This window comes from Pseudomonas sp. NMI542_15, assembly GCF_021283425.1.
Lineage (GTDB): Bacteria > Pseudomonadota > Gammaproteobacteria > Pseudomonadales > Pseudomonadaceae > Aquipseudomonas > Aquipseudomonas fortuita.
In genome coordinates, this window is record NZ_JAJSRO010000055.1 from 1 (window position 1) to 2,729 (window position 2,729).

Sequence of the window (2,729 nt, forward strand, 5' to 3'; positions counted from 1 at the left end):
GTAACAAAATCAGCAATCCGCCCTGGGTCAAATTTCAATCGGCAGGGTGGGTCAATTTTCCATCAGCGCCAACACACTATGGAACCCCACCGCACCAACGTCATTATTTTTCCGAAGGTGCGCGAAGTCGCAGAGGCGGCCGAGCGAGCCTGACAGGCCCGAAAAGCCCGGCACGGGCGTCGGCGGCGATGACGGCGGCGGCATTATCCAGGGTTGATGATGGAAGTGGAGGATATCGACAACCTCTCGCGCAACCAAGACATCGCGGTCGGACTGCAAGTGATCTTGAAGCCACGGGCCCGTCCCACCCCGACATGGACCTCGATGCCCGAACGGACGTTAGATTTCGAGTTCTAGGCGTTCTGCGATGAAGGTTGGATCCCAGCCGGGATTGAAAGTGTCGACGTGGGTGAATCCGAGCCGCTCGTATAGGCCACGCAGGTTCGGGTGGCAGTCGAGCCGCAGCTTGGCGCACCCCTGCGTTCGCGCGGCATGGCGGCAAGCCTCGATCAGCGCGGAGCTGACACCCCGGCCCGCATGTGTCCGTCGCACCGCGAGCTTGTGCAGATATGCGGCCTCCCCCTTGAGGGCGTCGGGCCAGAACTCGGGATCCTCGGCCGACAAGGTGCAACAGCCGACGATGCCGTCGCTGCAACTCGCGACTAGGAGCTCGGATCTCAGGACGAAGGTCTCCGCGAATGTCCGGTCGATCCGCGCGACGTCCCAGGCGGGCGTTCCCTTGGCGGACATCCACGCCGCAGCGTCGTGCATCAGCCGCACAACCTCGTCGATATCACCCGAGCAGGCGACCCGAACGTTCGGAGGCTCCTCGCTGTCCATTCGCTCCCCTGGCGCGGTATGAACCGCCGCCTCATAGTGCAGTTTGATCCTGACGAGCCCAGCATGTCTGCGCCCACCTTCGCGGAACCTGACCAGGGTCCGCTAGCGGGCGGCCGGAAGGTGAATGCTAGGCATGATCTAACCCTCGGTCTCTGGCGTCGCGACTGCGAAATTTCGCGAGGGTTTCCGAGAAGGTGATTGCGCTTCGCAGATCTCCAGGCGCGTGGGTGCGGACGTAGTCAGCGCCATTGCCGATCGCGTGAAGTTCCGCCGCAAGGCTCGCTGGACCCAGATCCTTTACAGGAAGGCCAACGGTGGCGCCCAAGAAGGATTTCCGCGACACCGAGACCAATAGCGGAAGCCCCAACGCCGACTTCAGCTTTTGAAGGTTCGACAGCACGTGCAGCGATGTTTCCGGTGCGGGGCTCAAGAAAAATCCCATCCCCGGATCGAGGATGAGCCGGTCGGCAGCGACCCCGCTCCGTCGCAAGGCGGAAACCCGCGCCTCGAAGAACCGCACAATCTCGTCGAGCGCGTCTTCGGGTCGAAGGTGACCGGTGCGGGTGGCGATGCCATCCCGCTGCGCTGAGTGCATAACCACCAGCCTGCAGTCCGCCTCAGCAATATCGGGATAGAGCGCAGGGTCAGGAAATCCTTGGATATCGTTCAGGTAGCCCACGCCGCGCTTGAGCGCATAGCGCTGGGTTTCCGGTTGGAAGCTGTCGATTGAAACACGGTGCATCTGATCGGACAGGGCGTCTAAGAGCGGCGCAATACGTCTGATCTCATCGGCCGGCGATACAGGCCTCGCGTCCGGATGGCTGGCGGCCGGTCCGACATCCACGACGTCTGATCCGACTCGCAGCATTTCGATCGCCGCGGTGACAGCGCCGGCGGGGTCTAGCCGCCGGCTCTCATCGAAGAAGGAGTCCTCGGTGAGATTCAGAATGCCGAACACCGTCACCATGGCGTCGGCCTCCGCAGCGACTTCCACGATGGGGATCGGGCGAGCAAAAAGGCAGCAATTATGAGCCCCATACCTACAAAGCCCCACGCATCAAGCTTTTGCCCATGAAGCAACCAGGCAATGGCTGTAATTATGACGACGCCGAGTCCCGACCAGACTGCATAAGCAACACCGACAGGGATGGATTTCAGAACCAGAGAAAGAAAATAAAATGCGATGCCATAACCGATTATGACAACGGCGGAAGGGGCAAGCTTAGTAAAGCCCTCGCTAGATTTTAATGCGGATGTTGCGATTACTTCGCCAACTATTGCGATAACAAGAAAAAGCCAGCCTTTCATGATATATCTCCCAATTTGTGTAGGGCTTATTATGCACGCTTAAAAATAATAAAAGCAGACTTGACCTGATAGTTTGGCTGTGAGCAATTATGTGCTTAGTGCATCTAACGCCCAGCTTCAGACGCGCGGAGGCCGTAAGGCCGTAGCGTCGGCTGGAAGCATTGGTTAGAGCATGAGCGATTTACTGTATTCATGGCTTTCGAAAAATTGTATCTGCACAGGTTGCTAGTACGACGTACACAATAGGCCCGAGCAGTATGAGCGCCGCCCAGCCCTGAGGAGAACTTGGCGCTTTACCCGCGTAGGTGACGATCTCCACCACCAGTAGCGCCCAGGCCGCAAGGAATATGGCGATGTTTCGCGGCCTTAACCAAGTGCGCTTCTGAGCCTTGTCTAGAAGATTCACCACGTCACTACCGTCAAAGAAGTGGTGGCCGCAGTGAGCGCAACGATGTGCATCTACGAAATTCTGGCGGCCACAGCGTGCGCAGTTCATTTTTGCTCTAACGCCGAAGTTCAGCCGCCAGAACGGAGCGCAGCGGAGTGATGGTCGGCTGCAACTTCATGTTATGCCGCATCTG

The 2,729-nt window shown here is 58.8% G+C and carries 3 protein-coding genes; all 3 read right to left on the bottom strand.

The window, feature by feature from the left end; genetic code table 11:
- Nucleotides 1-339: 339 nt before the first annotated feature.
- The gene (locus LU684_RS30340; protein ID WP_000376623.1) at nucleotides 340-840 is read right to left on the bottom strand and encodes a GNAT family N-acetyltransferase; all 501 of its coding nucleotides are present in this window, start codon (nucleotides 838-840) and stop codon (nucleotides 340-342) included.
- Between the two features lie 127 nt (nucleotides 841-967).
- Nucleotides 968-1,807 (bottom strand): sulfonamide-resistant dihydropteroate synthase Sul1, encoded by an 840-nt coding sequence (sul1, locus tag LU684_RS30345; protein WP_000259031.1) that lies wholly within the window; start codon nucleotides 1,805-1,807, stop codon nucleotides 968-970.
- Nucleotides 1,801-2,148: a quaternary ammonium compound efflux SMR transporter QacE delta 1 gene (locus LU684_RS30350; protein ID WP_000679427.1), complete on the bottom strand. Its 348-nt coding sequence runs from the start codon at nucleotides 2,146-2,148 to the stop codon at nucleotides 1,801-1,803. Before LU684_RS30350 ends, sul1 begins: the two co-directional genes overlap by 7 nt.
- Nucleotides 2,149-2,729 lie beyond the last annotated feature (581 nt).